This is a genomic window from Streptomyces sp. KL109B (genome assembly GCF_030766935.1).
GTDB lineage: Bacteria > Actinomycetota > Actinomycetes > Streptomycetales > Streptomycetaceae > Streptomyces.
Genome location: NZ_JASERL010000006.1, coordinates 16681 through 33321, shown reverse-complemented (window position 1 = coordinate 33321; position 16641 = coordinate 16681). Strand labels below are relative to the sequence as shown.

Here is a 16641-nt window from a genome sequence, read left to right as displayed (position 1 = left end):
CCCGCGCCGGCCCGGGCTACCGGGTCGTCGCCGCGCCCGTGAACGGCAGCACAAGACGCGACGGGTGCGCCGCGTCCCGGTACACCTTGTGCGTGACGGGGCGGCCCACCGGCAGGTGGAAGGCGTCCGGCGGCAGCAGCGCGTTGTGCTCGTCGGCGAGGGGTTCGTCGTTGGAGAGCTCCGCGACCAGCCGGTGGCCCGGCAGGAACGTCGCCGCGAACGGGTAGATCCGCAGCACGTACTCCTCGATGCGGCCCGGCTCGACCGGGACCGCCCGCGTGTGGGGGTGGTGCGGGTCGCCCTCGGTGGTGTGTCGCGCGTCGAGTTCCCGGTGCGAGGCCTTGAGGTAGGCCGTCGTGACGAGTTGGCGTTTGCCGGTCGGGGCCTCGTCCCACAGGCGCAGGATGAGGTTCGTGTCGGGCTGGTCGATCTCGACGAAGAGGTGGGCCGCGCCCTGACCGATCATCTCGGTGGGTTCGGTGAAGGGGGCGGTGCTCCAGTGGAGGATCTCCACCTTGTCGGTCACCGTGAGGGGTGCCTGGTAGAAGCCGTCGGGGGCGGCGTGTTCGGTACCCAACGACTCGGGATCGTAGGAGAGTTGACGGCGTGGGCGCAGATAGAGCGGACGGTGTGCCACGGGCTTCGGGGGCCACTGTGCGGCCCCGATCGTCTCGCGGGAGCCCTCCACGTGGACGGTGACGGCCGGTTCGTCCATGACGCCGTTGTCGATGCCCTTGAGCCAGTACGCGTACCAGCGGAACATCTTGTCGTGCTCCTCGACGAACGGCCGTGACTGCATCGGCGGGTAGGGGCCGATGTCCAGCTTCTTGGGGCCCTTCAGCGCCTTGAACAGCTCGATCGTGCCGTCCATCGTCCAGCCGCGCCCCTGGTCGATCTGGAGCCATACCGGGATGTCGATGTTCGGGGCGAGGGTGATCGGGTTGCGTTCCTCGTACCAGTCGCCGTCGACCTCGTTCATGACGATGTCGAACCAAGCCTCGTGGTTCTTCGGGTAGTTGAGGACGTGTACGAGGTTGGGCCAGGCGGCCACGTCCGGGTCGCGGAGCCGTTCGGCCACCCGCTGCTCGATCTCCTCGGGCGGGTACGTCTCCAGCATCCGGGACTTGACTCCGTCGGTGAACGCCCAGCCGGAGTCCCCTCCCCGGCCCTCGCGGGCGGCGCGCGGCATGAGCCACATGATGCCGCCGTGGTACGTCGTCTCGTAGAAGTCGTAGTGGCCGCCGCTCACGAAGATCGCCTTGAGGCTCGGCGGGCGTTCGGCCGCCGCGAGTACCTGCATGGAGCCGAAGTACGAGATGCCGATCATGCCTACGTTGCCGTCGCACCAAGGCTGCGCCGCGACCCACTCGATGAAGTCGTACGCGTCCTGGCCGAGGGGCACGCCACCCGCGTTGTAGTTGCCGATGTGCGTGCCCTCGGAGGCGCCGGAGCCGCGCAGGTCACCGATGACATGGACGTAGCCCTCCGCCACGACGCGCGCGATGTCACCCGCCTCGACGCAGCCGTCCCACAGGGGGCTGGGGCGGCGCTGCGGAGGCGTGGTCAGGGCGAGGGCCTGGAGTTCCTTGCCGTACGGGCTCAGGGCGACGAGGGCGGGGCGTGGTGTGTCGTCGTCGGCGCGGCCGTAGGTGTCCGCCGCGAGCGTGACACCGTCGCGCATCGGTACGCGGAGGTCCTTGCGGACGGTGATGGGCTGCGCGCCCGCCCGGATGGTGTGTTGGTCGGTCATGTCTGGGGTGTGCTCCTGTGTCGAGCGTTCTCGCCGCGCGTGCGGTAGGCGTGCATCGAGGTGAAGAACGGCGAGGGTTCGAGCGTGGGGTCGCCGGTGTAGCCGAGTTCCTCGGCGGCCCCGGCGAACGGCGAGTACGGGGAGTCGGTGTGCGTGAGGCCCGCGTCGAGGCAGCGGCAGGCGGCCCGTGCGACGCAGGACTCGGCGGCGAGGGACTCGTCGATGGCCTCCCTGGCCTGCGTCTCGTCGAGTTCGACGCCGTACGGGGTGCCGTCGGCGCGGCGGTAGGGGTGTCCGAGGTAGAGGCGGCGTGGGCGGACCTCGTCGCGCAGGTGGGTGAGGGCGGCGCGGTAGGCGGGCGGGTCGGTGTAGCCGGGGAAGCCGTTGGCGGCGCCGTGGACCTGCACGGAGTCGCCGACGAACGCCGCGCGCTGCCCGTCGATCACGTAGCCGACGGAACCCGGGGTGTGGCCCGGGAGGGCGTGCACGGAGACGGTGACGTCGCCGCCGAGGGAGAGTGTCTCGCCGCCCGTGACGAGCAGGGTGGGCTCCAACTCCCCCGAGATGACGGCCTTCGTGGCCGCCGCCACCTTGTCCTCGCCGTCAGGGGCGGCGTCGTGGAGGTAGCGGCCGCGTCCCGCGCGGTACTCGTCGACGTGTGCCTGCCGGGAGCGGAGCATCGGGGCGTCGGCCTCGTGGATCACCACTTGCGCCCGGCGGCCTGTGAGTTCCCACAGGGCGTGCGCGCCGCCGACATGGTCGATATGACCGTGTGTCAGCAGGATCCAGCGGATGTCCTCGATGCGGCGCCCGATGGCCTTGAGCGCAGGTGCCATGCCCTCGGCGGGCGAGGTGGCGATGCCGGTGTCGACGATCGCGGGTTCCGGCGCGTCGACGTAGAAGCTGTAGAGGCCGAACCGGCCCCAGGGTGAGAACAGGGGGTGGACGGTGATGTCGTCGTGGGCCATGTATCTCAGCGCCCGGCGAGGAAGTCGCGGGTCTCGGCGAAGACTTGGTGGTACTCGGGGATCCAGGAGAAGTGCTGGACGAAGCCGTGGCCCGCGCCCTCGTAGCGGCTCACCGTCGCCGCCACTCCGGCCTCCCGCAGGCGGCGGCCGTACAGCTCTCCCTCGTCGCGCATGGGGTCGAACTCCGCGGTGACGACCAGGGCGGGCGGCAGTCCGCTCAGATCCGCGCGCTTGACCGGGGAGACCAGCGGGTCGGCGGGGTCGGCGCCGCTGTCGACGTAGAAGGCGTTGAACGGCCTCAGCCCCGCCGTCTCCAGGCCGTAGCCGACCGCGTTCTCGCGCAGCGAGGCGTAGCGGTCCTCGTCGAAGTCCAGGTCGAGGGACGGGTAGTAGAGGATCTGGTGGGTGACGCGGTCGAAGCCCTCGTCGTGTGCGCGGGCCGCGACGGCGGCGGCGAAGGTGCCGCCCGAGCTGTCGCCCGCGACAGCGAGGGTCGCGCCGTCCCAGCCCAGTTCGTTCTCCCCCTGCTCGGCAGCCCACCGGGTCACGGCGTGGCAGTCGTCGAGTCCGGCCGGGAAGGCGGACTCCGGTGCCCGGCGGAAGCCGACGGAGACGACCTTCAGGCCGGTCTCCTTCGCGAGCGAGCGCGCGAGGTGGTCGTGGGTGTTCAGGCTGCCGAGGAAGAACGCGCCGCCGTGGAAGTAGACGAGCAGGCCGTGGCGGTCGGCGTCGGTGGGTGTGTAGACGCGCACCGGGACGTCGCCGGTGGCGGTGTGTGCGGTCCGATCCGCCACCGAGTGCAGCGGCAGGCGTTCGCCGACGGGAGGTACGTGTGTCTCTTCGTCGGCGCGCATCGCGGCCGGGTCGAGGGGGCCCTCGGGCGGGGTCGGCAGGGTGGCGAGGAACTTCGCGATCTCGGGGTGCAGCGGCATGGTTCCTACTCCTTGGTCGCGGCGGGCGTCGCGGTGGGTGTCGTAGCGGACGCGGTGGTGGTCGCGGGCTTCTGGCCGGGGAAGACCTCGTCGATCCCGTCCTCGGCCCAGCCCTGCCGCGAGACGGCCTGCAGTCGGTCGGTGACCGGTTTGCGGGCGGCCTGGTAGCGGGCGAGTCCCTCTCGTACGGAACTGGCCTCGCGCAGCGCGTCGGCGAGCGCTCCGGCGTCCTCGATGGCCGAGTTGGCGCCCTGGCCCTGGTGGTGGAGCATCGAGTGCGCGGCGTCCCCGAGGAGGACGACGGAGTCGGAGTGCCAGGTGTCGATGGGGTCGATGTCGTAGACGGCGCGGATGTTCACGGTGTCCATGTCGAGTCCGCGCGTGATGTCCACGAGGCGTTCGTCGAAGCCCTCGACCGTGGCCAGCATGTCCTCCTTGGTGACCCGTGGCGTCCACGTGCCGTCCTCGCAGCGGGCGGTGATGTCGAAGGACACCTGGTCGCGGTGGCGCAGCGGCAGCAGGTAGACCTTGGTGCCGCGGCCGACGTACATGCGCAGGTTGTCGTCGGTGACCATGCCGTGGGCGTCGGCCACGGGGATGACGGCGCGGTAGGCGTGCTCGCCGGAGAACACCGGGCCCTTGTCGCTGAACAGCCGTTGCCGCACGACCGACTTGATGCCGTCGGCGCCGACGACGAGGTCCGCCTCGGCGGTGCTGCCGTCGGCGAAGGTGAGGACGGGGCGGCCGCCGCCCTTGTCCTTGACCGACTCCAGACGGTGGCCGAGGCGCACCATGCCCTCGGGCAGCGCGCCGAGCAGGGCGTCGATGAAGTCGCCGCGGTGGATGAGGTGCGTACGGGTCTGCTCGCCGTCGGCGGGCCATGCCTCGCGCATGATGGGTTCGCCGGTGGGGGTGAGGATCTCGAAGTACTCGCTGGGCGAGCTGACTTGGGCGATCGCGTCGAAGATCCCCCACTCGCGGAACCGGTTCATGGTGACGGGCCGCAGGCCGATGCCGGCGCCGACCTCGCGGATCCGGCTCGCCTGCTCGTACACGGTGACGTCGGCGCCGAGCAGTCCGAGCGCCTTGGCCGCGGCGGCGCCGCCGTAACCGGCCCCGACGATGGCTATCTTGAGGTCGTTCAGGTGCTTGAGGTCCTTGAGGTCCTTGAGGTCCTTGTGATCTTTCAGGTCCTGCATGAGATGGGGTCTCTCCTACTTCTGGATGGCCAGGAATTCGGCCGGGTTGTCGACGAAGACGGTGCGGATGGCGGCCTCGTCGAGTCCGGCGGCGCGCAGGTCCGGGAGCAGCTCGTCGAACAGGTAGTTGACGGTGTGGCCCTTGACTCCGGGCCAGCCCAGCGGGGAGCAGTTGGCGTCGGCGGAGGCGAGGACCCGGCCGATGCGGCGACCCCCGTCGACGAACCGCAGGAAGTGGTCGAGGCGCTCTTGGCGGGGGCGGGCCCAGAACGGCGGGTCGGGCAGCTCGGTCTCGTAGCCGAAGGTGTCGAAGCCGATGCGGCCGCCCTGCTCGGCGATCCACACGTCGCGGGTCTTGTCGGCGTTCACGCCGTCGTCGACGTGTCCGAACAGGACGCGGTCCAGGGGCAGTTGCTCCTCGTTGAAGATGGCGACGGCGTTCTCGGCGTCGATGGCGAGGTGGGTCAGGACGGGGACGCCGGTGGCGAGCGCGGCGCGGGCGGCGGCGCGGTAGATCCGCTTGTCGAGGTCGGTCATGCGGCCGCCCCGGCTCACCCCGACCTTGATGACACCGGCACGGCTGCCGGTGTCACCGATGCCTACGGTGATCTCGTGGACGAACTGCCGTGCCAGGTAGTCGACTTCGGCGCGGGCGAAGTGCGGCAGTGCGGTGTCGCCGCCGACGAAGCCGGTGCAGGCGACGATGTGCACGCCGGTCTTCGCGGAGAGCGACTTGTAGTGGTCGACGTCGCGGCCGTTGCAGATTCCGGTCGCGTCGACGAAGGTGCCGCCGCCCAGTTCGTGGAAGCGGCGCAGCTTGGGGACGGTCTCCTCGTAGCGCAGCTCGGGGGCCTTCCACCACTGCGTGTCCAGTTCGGATCCTGGCATGCCGTAGCCGATGTGTTCGTGGATCGCCACGAAGCCCAGCTCCTCGGCGGGGACCGGCCCCAGGACGGTGTTCACTCGGGACACAGCTCTCAACTCGCCTTCGGGTACGCGGAGTTCTTGACGGTGGGTTCGGGGCGCATGCTCAGCGGCGCACCGCGAGCAGTTCGCGCGGATTGGCCCGGAGGATGCGTCGTACGTCGCCGTCTCCGATGCCGTGCGCGTTCAGCAGCGGCGCGAAGGTGGTCAGCAGGTGGCTGTACGGAAGGTCGTTGGCGGGGTGTCCCTTGGCGACGCCGGTCGCGCCGACGGAGAGCAGGATCCGGTCGGTGTGTCCGGCGCGTACGAGGTCGGCGACCAGGGCGGCGCGTTCGGCGTCGGTGAGGTGTTCGGCGTCCTCGGTGCCGACGCGGTCGAGGAGGACGTGGGCGCCACGGGCCGCGATCGACTCGGGTGCACCGGAGGCGACGGCGTCCCTGCGGTCGAGGCCGCCGACAGCGACGCGATCGGCCGGCAGCATCTCGTCGAGGGCGATGTCGAGTTCGCGTACGGCGTCGGCGCCGTGCCGGAAGGTGACGGCGGTGCCGGTGGCGAGGGCGGCGCGGGCGGCGCCGCGCAGCAGGCTCTCGTCGGTGGCGGTCATGCCCGCGCGGGTGACGGCGGTGGCGATCAGCCCGGCCGGGCCGCGCCGCTCGACGCGCGGGACGACCATGCCTTCGGTGACCTCGCGGGCGAAGAGGTCGGCGAACTTCTCGGCGGGCCAGGGGGTGGGCGGGTTGGTCTGCGGGGTGAGGAAGTAGCCGCCGAGCAGTCCCTCGGGGCCCTGCCCGGTCGAGGCGACGATGTGCACGCCGGTGGCGCGGGAAAGGGCCTCGTAGAGCGGCAGGTCGCGGCCGTGGAACATGCCGGTGCCGTCGACGACGGTGCCGCCGCCGTGGGCACGGAAGTCGCGCAGCTTGCTCGCGAGCGCCTCGAAGATCTCGGCGCGGTCGAGGGTGATGTCGAAGGCGTGCTCGGCGCCGGGGAGCACCGAGAGCAGCGACTCGTGGACGGAGACGACGCCCAACTCGTCGGCGAGCACCGGCCCAAGGACTGTGTTCACGGTGGTGCTGTTCATGGTCGTCACGCTAGCGATTCGCTTTACATAGCGTCAAGGAAACGAACGCCACGAAAAAATACTGGTCAGGGCGTTGCGTCGGGGGTGTGGTGTGTGAGCAAAAAAGGCTCCTCCGAGGCAGTGGAGGGCCTCGGAGGAGCCTTGATCGGAGCGTGCGATCTGAAGGGGAGAGAGCGAGTCTGGTCAGGTCAGGTCAGGTCAGGTCAGGTCAGGTCAGGTCAGCAGGCGTACCCAGCTGGCGCTCAGCTCGTCGAGCAGCTGCTCGCGGCTGAGCTTCCAGTCGGCGCCGCCCCAGTGCTGGGCGACGTAGTCCAGCTCGGCCATCGCCAGCACACCCTTGAAGCGGCGCTGGTGGGGCTCGAAGCGGCCGGCCCGCGTCAGGCCGTCCTCGATGTCGCTGATGGCTTCCTCCATCCAGCGGTCCACGAGGTCGCGCAGCTCCGGGTCGATCGCCGCGGCGTCCCGGCCGACGCGGATGATCGGCCGGATCTCGGGCCAGCTGTCGGCGGTGCGGCGCAGCCACGCCCCGATCCCCTCCGCCGTCCCGTCGGCCACGGTGGCGACGAGGTCCTGGGCCGTCGAACCGTGCTCGGGTGAACGGACGCGCTGGAGCGCCTCGTTGAGCCGCTCGTCGATGAGCGCCTTCATCAGGTCGGTGCGGGAGGGGAAGTACGCGTAGAAGGTCACGCGGGTGGTGCCCGCGGCGGTCGCGATGTCGTCGACCTTGGTGGCGGCGTACCCCTTCGACGTGAACAGTTCGAGGCCGGACTCCAGCAGGAGGCGGCGCGTCATCTGCTTCTGCGCCTGTCGAAGGTTCGCCATGGCGGAAATCCTAACGTCACGCCACGCACCGCCCCTCCTGGGCGTCCGCCGAGGCCAGCGGGATGGGCGTGAACATCTCCGGCTCCTCGTCCGGCGTCAGCGCGGTCGGCCCGTACAGCCAGTCCGTGAAGGAGTAGTCGTACGTGTCCCGGGCGCGCAGCAGTACGTTGCGTCGCTCGCGGTCGGCGCCGTCGAGGTGCCACAGCTCGCCCCACTTGCGCGACGTGGTCAGGACCCGGCGGCAGTGCTCCGGCCGGACGGCCTCGTACGCGGTGAGCGCGGCGGTCCAGTCGACGGTGCCGTCCCCGGCGCGATGGCGGCCGACGTGCTCGCCGAGCACCCAGCCGTCCTCGATGGCCATGATGGCGCCCTGGGCGATGTACTGGAGCGGCGGGTGCGCGGAGTCGCCGAGGAGGGCGATCCGTCCGTGCACCCAGTTCATGACGGGGTCGCGGTCGAACATCCGCCACCACTTGTCGCGCCACATGAACGGCAGACCGTCGCGCACGAACTCGCAGGTGTCGGCGAAGGCGGCGTCGAGTTCGTCGGGGGTGCCCCAGTCCTCCGCCCCCGCGAGGGCCTTGGGCGATTCGAAGACGGCGACCTGGTTGAGGAGTTCCCCGCCGCGCAGCCCGTAGTGGACGAAGTGGCAGCCGGGGCCGATGTGGACGACGACCTCGCCGAGGTCGACGGACCGTACGCGCGGCTGCTCGGCGGGGACGGTGCCCCGGTAGGCGACGTACGCGGAGGAGACCGGCTCGTCGTCGATGAACTGCCGACGGGCCGCCGAGTGCAGTCCGTCGGCGGCGATCACCAGGGCGGCCTCGTGGGTGCCGCCGTCCGCGAGGGTCACGCGGGCGCCGCCTTCGGTGTTCTCGTACGTGTTCTCGTACGACGTCACCTGCGCCTTGTTGATCAGCTCGACACCGGCGCGTTCGCAGGCGCGCAGCAGCAGGCCGTGCAGGTCGCTGCGGTGGATGACCAAGTACGGGTAGCCGTAGCGCCGTTCGAGGTCGCGCAGGTCGAGGCGGGTCAGTTCGTCGCCGTCGACGGCGTCGCGCATGACCATCGCGTCCGGGACGACGCCGAGGCTCTTGGCCTCGTCCAGGAGACCGTAGTCGTCGAGGATGCGGGTGCAGTTGGGGGCGAGCTGGATGCCCGCGCCGACCTCGCCGAAGGCGGGGGCGCTCTCAAGGAGGCGGACGGCGAGGCCCTTGCGGGTGAGCGAGTACGCGGCTCCGAGGCCGCCGATGCCGCCGCCGACGACGATCACATCAGGTGGGGTCACGGGGTTCACCTCTCAGAGCCAGGGGCCGAGTTCGGGGGCGTCGGCGAGCGCGTGGGGCCGTCCTGCCAGCCAGGCGGTGACCTCGGGCAGCGGGTCCTCGGGGAGCTCGCCAAGACCGCGCTTGGCGCGGATCTCGTCCGTGAGCGCGGCCAGGAAGCCGTGCGGCAGGTCGGCGAAGGTGATGCCGGTGCCGAGGTCGACGGCGTGCACGCACACCTCGCGGGCGCGCATCCATGGGATTTGGGTGGCGGGGACGGTGCGGCCCTGCGCGGTGACGACTTCGCGGCGCCACTGTTCGTCGGTGAGCCGGTCGAGCCCTTCGGCGAGGCGCTCGGCGGACGCGGTGAGCCAGGTGCGCAGCTCGTCGGCGGACAGCGTTGGCCCCTTGGCGATACCGGCGGCGCGCTCCTCCGGAGATGCGTACATCGGGCGCTTCTCGCCGGTGGCGGCCCAGTGCACGAGGTTGCACAGGGCGTCGGCGTTGGCGGCGACGTGGGCCACGAGGTGCCCCCGCGACCACTCGGGCAGCGTGCTCGGGGCACGGAAGGCGTCCTCGTCGAGGGCCGCGGCGGCGTCGAGGAGGAGGCCGGTGCCGGTGCGGGCCCAGGCCCAGGCGCGGACGTCGGTGGAGGTGTGTTGGGGTTGGGTGGCGGTCATGCCGCGACCACCTCGTTGACGCAGGCGCCGATCCCGGCGATCTCGGTGACCACCCTCTGGCCGGGGGCCAGGAACACCTTGGGGTCGCGGGCGTTGCCGACGCCCGCCGGGGTGCCGGTGGCGATGATGTCGCCCGGGTTCAGGGTGATGGCGGTGGAGACGTACTGGACGAGGAAGACCGGGTCGAAGAGCAGCGTGCCGGTGTCGTCGCGCTGCATGACCTGTCCGTCGACGGTCGTGGTCACTTCGAGGGCGGGGCGGACGCCGCCGACCTCGTCGGGGGTGACGACGTAGGGGCCGACCGGGGTGGTGGCCTCCCAGATCTTGCCCTGCGTCCACTCGATGGTGCGGAACTGCCAGTCGCGCAGCGAGATGTCGTTCATGACGGTGAAGCCCGCGATGGCGTCGGCGGCCTGCCGCTCGTCGGCGCGGCGCACCTTCTGTCCGATCACGACGGCCAACTCGACCTCCCAGTCGAGCGCTTCGGTCTCGGCGGGCTTGACGACGGGGTCGTTGGCGCCGGTCAGGGTCTCGGCGAACTTGGGGAAGAGGGTGGGGTGGCTGGGCAGGTCCCGGCCCATCTCCTTGATGTGGTTGGTGTAGTTGTGGCCGACGCAGACGACCTTGGAGGGGTTGGGGACGACCGGAGCGAAGTCGGCGCCCGAGACCGGGTGAACCGGGTGCGTGGTGCTGTTCGCGGTGGCGGCCGTGGCCTGCCAGCCTTCGGTGGCGAACAGCTCGCCCAGGTCGGTGTGGCCGAGGTCGACGAGGACCTCTCCGTCGAGGCGGACCGCGCGGGTGCCGTCGGCGGTACGGAGGGTGGCGAGCTTCATGGTCAGGCGTCCTTCTGGGGGCGGTCGAGCTGGGTGCGGTCGGTCTGGGGACGGTCGGTCTCAGTGCGGTCGGTCCGGGTGCGGTTGAGCTTGAGCGCCTCGAAGACGGGCGCGTCGGAGAAGCGGAAGAGGTCGAGGCCGCCGGAGTCGGAGTCGGTGGCGCCCGCCTCGGAGCGGGCGGAGAACGGCTCCCAGGACGGCACCACGAACAGATCGCCGCGCGTCACCGTCCACGACTTGGCGCCGACGGTGACGGTGCCGGAGCCGTCGAAGACCTGGTAGACGGAGGAGCCGGTCTCGCGCACCGGCGCGGTCTCGGCGCCGCGCGCGACGCGGTGGAACTCGGCGCGGATCGTCGGCAGCACGTCGGAGCCGTCGTGCGGGTTGGAGTAGCGCACCGCGGCGTGGCCGGGCTCGACGGTGCCGCCGAACCCCTCCCGTTCCAGCAGGAGTTGGTCGGCGAGCGCGGCGTCGGTGTACTCCCACTTGTAGGCCAGCAGCGGGCTGCCGGGGGTGACAGGGGCGGCGGACAGCGGGCGCAGGCCGGGGTGGGCCCACAGCCGTTCGGAGCGCGAGCGCTCGGGCGTCGTGCGCTCGGCGGCGCTGATCTCGTCGCGGCCGAACTCGAAGAACTGCGCCTCGGTGACGTACTGGAAGGGGATGTCGAGGCCGTCGATCCAGGCCATCGGTTCGGCGGTCGCGTTGTGGTGGGCGTGCCAGTTCCAGCCCGCCTGCGGGAGGAAGTCGCCGCGGTTCATGGGGACGGGGTCGCCGCCGACGACCGTCCACACGCCGGAGCCTTCGACGACGAAGCGGAAGGCGTGCTGCGTGTGGCGGTGCTCGGGGGCGTCCTCGCCGGGCATCAGGTACTGGATGGCGGCCCACAGCGTCGGGGTGGCGAACGGGCGCCCGTCGAGGGACGGGTTGGCCAGCGCGATGGCACGCCGCTCGCCGCCCCGCCCCACGGGCACCAACTCCCCTGCCCGTGCGGCCAGTTCGCGCAGCTTCTCCCAACGCCACAGGTGCGGCACGGCGCGCGAGCGCGGCTGCTCCGGCATGAGGCCGCCGATCTCGGTCCACAGCGGAATGAGCAGTTCCTGCTCGAAGCCCCGGTAAAGCTCGTGGAGCGCCGGGGTGACCTCGGGCTGCCCCTGCGCGGTGACGGCCCGCAGCCGTACCGGGGAGCCCACAGCGGTGTCTTGGGTGAAAGGGGTCTCGGTGTCGGTCACAGGTTCAGCGTGCAGCGCGCCCGCCGTCCGTACATGCGGATTCTTGAGAGCAGAATCCGACGGGCCGCCTTCAGTACCACCTCAGTACCGGCTCAGTACCGCCTTCAGTACCGCCTTCAGTCGCCCGTGCCCCTTTTCCGCCACAGCGCGATCGCCAGCGGCGACGCCGTGAACACCAACGAGTACGTGCCCACGCCCACGCCGATCAGCAGGGCCAGGGCGAAGTCGGTGAGCGAGAGCGTTTGCAGGATCGCGTCGTTGGCGAGGCGGGCGAACGGTGCCCGGCGGCCGGCGCGGCCGAGGAGCTCGCGGGTGCGGTCGAAGAGGACCACCGAGTCGTTGACGGAGTAGCCGATGACGGTGAGCAGCGCCGCGAGGAACACTCCGTCGACGGGTTTGCCGAGCCAGGCGAACACGCCGACCAGGATGATCACGTCGTGGGCGAGGGCGATGAGCACACTGTTGCGCAGCTCCTCGCCGAGGCTCGGTCCGATGAGTTCGTCACGGGTCTTCGTCGGCCGGCCGCCGAGCGTGTTGATGGTGTCGGTGACGTGCCAGCCCGCGCCGTTCCGCTGGTTGATGCGGGCGTCGGCGCCCTTGACGTCCTGGCCGGTGAGCGCGGCGGGTTCGAGACGCAGGCGCTGCCCGGACCCGTCGGGCAGGACCCGCTCGCCGGACGGGGCGGGGTCGGGCCCGGTGGCCTTGCCCTTGGTGGCGTCGGGCCGCTCGGCGTAACCCGTCACGGGGCCGGTTGGGGGTCGGCCCCGGCGCCGGACATCGGCAGGGTCAGCAGGACGGCGAGCAGGCCGAGGAGCCCGACGAGTGCGACGGCGAACCGGTGCTCGCCTCGTACGTGGACGGGGAGCGCGCCCACAACTACGTATAACCCCGCACACGACCGCGAACGGCGTGCGAGGATCACGAGGACCTCGTGTCCGACGACCCGCACGACGACCCGCACGATGACGAGCCCGATGACGAACCGGGGGCCGGGCCGAACGGCGCCCGGCCCCTCCGTCCCCTGGAGCGTGCATGTCCGCGATTCCGGTCAGTGACGTCGATCTCTACACACCCGGGGCGCGGGCCGACCCGTACCCCCTGTACGAGGAGTTACGGGCGCTCGGACCCGTGGTGCGCCTGTCCCGCTACGACCTCTACGCCCTCCCCCGCTACCAGGACGTACGCACGGCGCTCATGGAGTGGCGGACGTTCTCCTCGGCGCGCGGGGTCTTCGTCGACCCGGAGATGAACGCCCAACTGTCCGGGATCACGTTGTGCAGCGATCCGCCCGAACACACCGCGATGCGCTCCGTCCTGGGGCATCCGCTGCGCCAGGACCGGATGCGCGACATCACGCCCACCATCGAGGCGGAGGCGGAGCGGATCGTCACGAAGCTGGTCGACCGGGGCCGGTTCGACGCGGCGACGGAACTGGCCGAGCACCTGCCGATGGCCGTCGTCTCCGACCTCGTCGGGCTGCCCGACCGGGGCCGCGACAAGATGCTGGAGTGGGCGGCGGCCATGTGGGACATGCAGGGCCCGGCCGACGAACGCTTCACGAACGCGGCGCCCGTGGTCGAGGAGTTCATGGCGTACGTCGCCGATGAGGCGGTCCCCGGCCGCATCGACCCCGACGGCTGGGCCGCCCACCTCTACCGGGCGGCGGACCGCGGCGAGTTGCCGCGCGAGAAGTGCCCTGCGCTGATGCTCGACTACGTCACGCCGAGCCTCGACACCACCATCCTCGCGATCGCCAACACGATCGCGCTCTTCGCCCAACACCCGGACCAGTGGGACCTGTTGCGCGCCGACCGGACGCTCGTCCCGCACGCCATCAACGAGTCGCTGCGCCTGGAGAGCCCGGTCCCGCAGTTCAGCCGGGTCCTCACCGCGGACCACGAGATCGACGGCGTCGCCCTCCCCGCCGGCAGCCGGGTCGCCCTGCTCTACGGCTCGGCGAACCGCGACGAGCGCCACTACCCCGACCCGGAGCGCTTCGACATCACCCGCCGCCCCTCCGACCACCTCGCCTTCGGCCGCGGCGAACACGTCTGCGTCGGCATGCATCTGGCCCGCCTCGAAATGACCGCCCTCCTGAACCACCTCGCCGACCGGGTCACCCGCTTCGAGACGGTGTCCTCGACCCCGATGCTCAACAACGGGCTGCGCGGCCTTGAACACCTGGAGGTCACGGTCCGCACCGAGGCGGACACGTAACCGGAAGGCGGAGGCAGTCAGACACGTGCCGCCGCGCGTCGGGACCGGGACCGCTCACGACGTGTCCGTGCCACGAGGTCGGCCGCCGCCTGCGGCCAGTCGCCGTGCTCGAAGGTGAAACCGGCGTCCGTAAGGCGTCCTGGCACCACGCGGCGGCTCTTCAGGAGGAGTTCGGTGTCGGAGCGGAGGGCGAAGGCGCCGATCTCGGCCATCCAGCGCGTCGCGGGCAGCCCGGCCGGCATGCCCCAGGCGGCGCGCAGCGCGCGCATGAACTCCCGCTGCGGCAGCGGCCTTGGAGCCGCGAGGTTCACCGCGCCGCCGATGTCGTCGCGGTCGATCAGGAACTCCACCGCGCGTACGAAGTCACGGTCGTGGATCCAGGACACGTACTGCGCGCCGCCCGCCACCGGCCCGCCGAGGCCGAGCCGCGACAGCCACAGCAGGTAGTCGAAGACACCACCGCGGTCGGGGCTCATCACCATCGCCGAGCGCAGCGCCACCTTGCGCGTGTGCGGGGTCGCGGCCCGCTCCTGCTCCCGCTCCCAGTTCTTCGCGATCTCGACGCTGTACGCCCAGTAGCCGGGGACACCGGGCTCGGCCCCGCCGATCACGCCGGTCGCCTCGTCGTTCGGCGCGTCGAAGCGATGGGCGTAGATGGTGGCGGTGCTCATCTGGAGCCAGACGCCGGGCGGCTTCCGGGCGGCGGCGATCGCCTGGCCCACGACGCGTGCGGAGTCGACGCGCGAGTCCATCATGGCGCGCAGATTCTCGTCGGTGTAGCGGCAACTGACGCTGCGGCCCGCCAAGTTGATGACGACGTCGCTGCCGTCGACCGCCTCCGTCCAGGGGCCGGGCGTCCGGCCGTCCCACTGGACGTCGCCGTCCCGCACGGGGCGTCGGGTCAGGGCGACGACCTCGTGGCCCGCTGCGGCCAGCGCCCGCCGCAGCACACCGCCGACCTGACCGGTCCCACCGGGCAGCACAATCTTCACGGGCTCGCCCCCTGACGTCCGGCGTCACACACGACACAACCAGCGTACGACCCGCCCAGGCGCCCCCACCGGACGGACGCCGCCGTCACCCCTTCACGGCCACGCCGCCCGTCATGAAGCGGACACCCACGGTCGTCGCGTCGGTGACGGCCGTGTCGGGGCGCCACAGGGGCAGCGGCACGATGCCGGGCGGCAACAGCTCCAACCCGTCGAAGAACGCGGCCAGTTCGGCGGGCGTGCGGACGCGCCCCGTGCCGAGCTGGGACAGCAGCACGCGCTCAAGCTCCGCGCTCTGCGGCGAGTCGCCGAGCCGGGTGAAGTTCGTGATGAAGAAGTACGAGCCGATGGGCGCGGCGTCGCGCAGCGCGGCCACGATGCCGCCGGGGTCCTCTTCGTCGAGCAGGTGGTGGAGGATCCCGACCAGCATCACGCACACCGGCCTGCCGAAGTCGATCAGCTGCCGCACCTCGGGGTGCGCGAGTACCTGCTCGGGCGCACGGACATCGGCGGTGACGACCCTCGTGTTGGTGTCACTCCGCAACAGCGCCCGCCCCTGGACGCGTACGAGCGGATCGACATCGACGTAGACCACGCGCGCGTCCGGGGCGGCCTCCTGCGCGACCTCATGCGTGTTGCGCGCGGTCGGCAGTCCCGAGCCGAGGTCGAGGAACTGGGTGATCCCCCGTTCCGCCGCGAGGTGGCGCACCACCCGGTGCAGCATCGCCCGGTTGTGCAGCGCGACTTCTTTGAGTTCCGGCATGACCGCGAGGCTCGCCTCGGCCACCTGCCGGTCGGCCGCGAAATTGTCCTTGCCGTCCAGCATCACGTCGTAGACACGTGCCGCTGTCGGAACGCCGTCGTCCAGGACGACGGCGCTCTCCGGTCCCACTTCGCTTTCCGGTGACATCCGCACCTCTCATCGCGATCGCGTATGACGCACCGTCAGTGCCGGTGGCCAGCGTAGTGAGGTGAGCACCTCCCGTCACCGGGACGGACGGCCCCCTCAGCCGCCACCCACCGTCGGCCGCACAGGCTGGGCGCGGGCTCGCGCTTTGTGCCGGGCGAGCAAGCCCCGAGGCGGTGACGGCCGTGGTGCGGCGGACGAGGTCGGTGAAGTCCAGGCGCATGGCGGCCGGTTCGGGGTCGGAGGCGTAGGCGTAGGCGTAGGCGTAGGCGGCGAGCACGGCTTCCGATGGGCGGGTGCACTGTCAGGCGCTTGTGCCGGACGGCGATCGCGCGGGTGGAGGTCAGCCGCCTCGACCTCGCCGACCTCGCCTCGGCCCGCGCGTTCGCCGACGACCTGCGCGCCGACGGCACCCCGCTCGACCTCCTGCTGAACAACGCCGGGGTCATGAACGTGCCCCAGCGCACCGAGACCGCCGACGGCTTCGAGCTCCAGCTGGGCAGCAACTTCCGCGGCCCGTTCGCCCTCACCGCCCAGCTCCTGCTCCTGCTCCTGCTCCTGCTCCTGGCGGCCCCCGACCCGCGCCTACGCCCAGCACTCGGGGGCTGGGCGACCGACAGGTTCGGCCGCAAGCCGATGTTCCTGGTCGACATGGGGCTGTTCGTGGTCGCGTCGTCGCTGCAGTTCTTCGTCGACTCGACCGTGGAGCTGTTCGTGGTGCGCCTCTTGATGGGCATCGCGATCGGCGGCGAGTACTCCATCGGATTCCCGCTGATGGCCGAGTTCGCCCCGGCCCGCCTGCGCGGCCGGCTGCTCGGTCTGCCCGAGTCGCCGCGCTGGCTGTGAAG

General features: G+C 71.3%; 16 protein-coding genes and 1 pseudogene. 2 read left to right on the top strand and 15 right to left on the bottom strand.

Going from position 1 to position 16641, the window contains the following annotated elements:
* Positions 1-16: 16 nt before the first annotated feature.
* The 13 genes and pseudogenes from RBJ65_RS21085 to RBJ65_RS21025 all read right to left on the bottom strand — a co-directional run bounded on the left by RBJ65_RS21085 (position 17) and on the right by RBJ65_RS21025 (position 12554).
* Entirely contained in the window at positions 17-1750 is a 1734-nt protein-coding gene (locus RBJ65_RS21085; RefSeq protein WP_306316942.1) for a CocE/NonD family hydrolase, read from the bottom strand.
* Positions 1747-2718 carry an MBL fold metallo-hydrolase gene (locus RBJ65_RS21080; protein WP_306316943.1) on the bottom strand — a complete coding sequence of 324 codons (972 nt, stop codon included), beginning with the start codon at positions 2716-2718 and terminating at the stop codon, positions 1747-1749. Before RBJ65_RS21080 ends, RBJ65_RS21085 begins: the two co-directional genes overlap by 4 nt.
* 5 nt (positions 2719-2723) lie before the next feature.
* Positions 2724-3650 carry an alpha/beta hydrolase gene (locus RBJ65_RS21075; RefSeq protein ID WP_306316944.1) on the bottom strand — a complete coding sequence of 309 codons (927 nt, stop codon included), beginning with the start codon at positions 3648-3650 and terminating at the stop codon, positions 2724-2726.
* A gap of 5 nt (positions 3651-3655) precedes the next feature.
* The gene (locus RBJ65_RS21070; protein ID WP_306316945.1) at positions 3656-4849 is read right to left on the bottom strand and encodes an NAD(P)/FAD-dependent oxidoreductase; all 1194 of its coding nucleotides are present in this window, start codon (positions 4847-4849) and stop codon (positions 3656-3658) included.
* Between the two features lie 15 nt (positions 4850-4864).
* Positions 4865-5821: a phosphotriesterase gene (locus tag RBJ65_RS21065; protein WP_306316946.1), complete on the bottom strand. Its 957-nt coding sequence runs from the start codon at positions 5819-5821 to the stop codon at positions 4865-4867.
* A 58-nt stretch (positions 5822-5879) separates the two neighbouring features.
* The gene (locus RBJ65_RS21060) at positions 5880-6851 is read right to left on the bottom strand and encodes a phosphotriesterase (RefSeq protein WP_306316947.1); all 972 of its coding nucleotides are present in this window, start codon (positions 6849-6851) and stop codon (positions 5880-5882) included.
* Positions 6852-7064: 213 nt separating this feature from the next.
* Positions 7065-7673, bottom strand: coding sequence for a TetR/AcrR family transcriptional regulator (locus RBJ65_RS21055; RefSeq protein ID WP_306316948.1), 609 nt, complete (start codon positions 7671-7673; stop codon positions 7065-7067).
* A gap of 16 nt (positions 7674-7689) precedes the next feature.
* Complete coding sequence (locus RBJ65_RS21050; RefSeq protein WP_306317157.1) at positions 7690-8946, bottom strand: FAD-dependent monooxygenase; 1257 nt, start codon at positions 8944-8946, stop codon at positions 7690-7692.
* A gap of 27 nt (positions 8947-8973) precedes the next feature.
* Positions 8974-9618, bottom strand: coding sequence for a maleylpyruvate isomerase family mycothiol-dependent enzyme (locus RBJ65_RS21045; RefSeq protein WP_306316949.1), 645 nt, complete (start codon positions 9616-9618; stop codon positions 8974-8976).
* Positions 9615-10451 (bottom strand): fumarylacetoacetate hydrolase family protein, encoded by an 837-nt coding sequence (locus tag RBJ65_RS21040; RefSeq protein WP_306316950.1) that lies wholly within the window; start codon positions 10449-10451, stop codon positions 9615-9617. Before RBJ65_RS21040 ends, RBJ65_RS21045 begins: the two co-directional genes overlap by 4 nt.
* Positions 10452-10453: 2 nt before the next feature.
* The gene (locus tag RBJ65_RS21035; protein WP_306316951.1) at positions 10454-11680 is read right to left on the bottom strand and encodes a cupin domain-containing protein; all 1227 of its coding nucleotides are present in this window, start codon (positions 11678-11680) and stop codon (positions 10454-10456) included.
* Positions 11681-11796: 116 nt separating this feature from the next.
* Positions 11797-12231, bottom strand: a pseudogene (locus RBJ65_RS21030) (protein translocase subunit SecD); the annotation flags it as partial.
* 188 nt (positions 12232-12419) lie between these two features.
* Positions 12420-12554, bottom strand: a complete 135-nt coding sequence (locus RBJ65_RS21025; RefSeq protein WP_306316952.1) for a hypothetical protein — start codon at positions 12552-12554, stop codon at positions 12420-12422.
* Positions 12555-12712: 158 nt separating this feature from the next.
* Here RBJ65_RS21025 and RBJ65_RS21020 point away from each other — a divergent pair, with 158 nt between their 5' ends.
* Positions 12713-13897: a cytochrome P450 gene (locus RBJ65_RS21020; RefSeq protein ID WP_306316953.1), complete on the top strand. Its 1185-nt coding sequence runs from the start codon at positions 12713-12715 to the stop codon at positions 13895-13897.
* 17 nt (positions 13898-13914) lie between these two features.
* Here the strand turns inward: RBJ65_RS21020 and RBJ65_RS21015 are convergent, their stop codons facing one another.
* Together RBJ65_RS21015 and RBJ65_RS21010 are read right to left on the bottom strand one after the other, a co-directional pair.
* A complete protein-coding gene (locus RBJ65_RS21015; protein WP_306316954.1) occupies positions 13915-14889 on the bottom strand; it encodes an epimerase in 975 nt (324 codons plus the stop codon).
* 85 nt (positions 14890-14974) lie between these two features.
* Complete coding sequence (locus RBJ65_RS21010) at positions 14975-15796, bottom strand: SAM-dependent methyltransferase (RefSeq protein WP_306316955.1); 822 nt, start codon at positions 15794-15796, stop codon at positions 14975-14977.
* 309 nt (positions 15797-16105) lie between these two features.
* Here RBJ65_RS21010 and RBJ65_RS42135 point away from each other — a divergent pair, with 309 nt between their 5' ends.
* A complete protein-coding gene (locus RBJ65_RS42135; protein ID WP_372341187.1) occupies positions 16106-16639 on the top strand; it encodes an MFS transporter in 534 nt (177 codons plus the stop codon).
* Positions 16640-16641 lie beyond the last annotated feature (2 nt).

Excerpts from the sequence above, each read along its gene's own strand:
- RBJ65_RS21080 (WP_306316943.1), bottom strand. The coding sequence starts at position 2,718 with ATGGCCCACGACGACATCACCGTCCACCCCCTGTTCTCACCCTGGGGC.
- RBJ65_RS21055 (WP_306316948.1), bottom strand. The coding sequence starts at position 7,673 with ATGGCGAACCTTCGACAGGCGCAGAAGCAGATGACGCGCCGCCTCCTG.
- RBJ65_RS21010 (WP_306316955.1), bottom strand. The coding sequence starts at position 15,796 with ATGTCACCGGAAAGCGAAGTGGGACCGGAGAGCGCCGTCGTCCTGGAC.
- RBJ65_RS21060 (WP_306316947.1), bottom strand. The coding sequence starts at position 6,851 with ATGAACAGCACCACCGTGAACACAGTCCTTGGGCCGGTGCTCGCCGAC.
- RBJ65_RS21045 (WP_306316949.1), bottom strand. The coding sequence starts at position 9,618 with ATGACCGCCACCCAACCCCAACACACCTCCACCGACGTCCGCGCCTGG.
- RBJ65_RS21020 (WP_306316953.1), top strand. The coding sequence starts at position 12,713 with ATGTCCGCGATTCCGGTCAGTGACGTCGATCTCTACACACCCGGGGCG.
- RBJ65_RS21075 (WP_306316944.1), bottom strand. The coding sequence starts at position 3,650 with ATGCCGCTGCACCCCGAGATCGCGAAGTTCCTCGCCACCCTGCCGACC.
- RBJ65_RS21085 (WP_306316942.1), bottom strand. The coding sequence starts at position 1,750 with ATGACCGACCAACACACCATCCGGGCGGGCGCGCAGCCCATCACCGTC.
- RBJ65_RS21070 (WP_306316945.1), bottom strand. The coding sequence starts at position 4,849 with ATGCAGGACCTGAAAGATCACAAGGACCTCAAGGACCTCAAGGACCTC.
- RBJ65_RS21040 (WP_306316950.1), bottom strand. The coding sequence starts at position 10,451 with ATGAAGCTCGCCACCCTCCGTACCGCCGACGGCACCCGCGCGGTCCGC.